The following is a 206-nucleotide window of genomic DNA, read 5'->3' as shown; positions in this document are numbered from 1 at the left end:
ACTTGCATCTAGTCCTTCTAATACCAACACAGGAACGATAAATAACACAGGAGTTTTTGATATACCTAATAATTTTCTTTTTCCTAATCAGGGAACTATTGCAAATCATGGTGTGTTTACTATTAATAGTGATCTAATTAATGATGGTGTATTCCTTAATACAAATGAGTTTAATGGATCATATCGAGGTTCAGGGAGTTTTGCAA

At 32.0% G+C, this 206-nt stretch carries 1 protein-coding gene; it reads left to right on the top strand.

Annotated elements, in window-relative coordinates; genetic code table 11:
• On the top strand, positions 1–206 hold a 206-nt coding region (locus Q0828_RS24490), incomplete at both ends, for a hypothetical protein (protein WP_298428014.1).

Origin of the sequence: uncultured Kordia sp. (assembly GCF_947496985.1) — a bacterium.
Taxonomy (GTDB): Bacteria; Bacteroidota; Bacteroidia; order Flavobacteriales; family Flavobacteriaceae; genus Kordia.
Note: the sequence above shows the minus strand (reverse complement) of the source record. Positions and strands in the feature narration are given on the sequence as shown.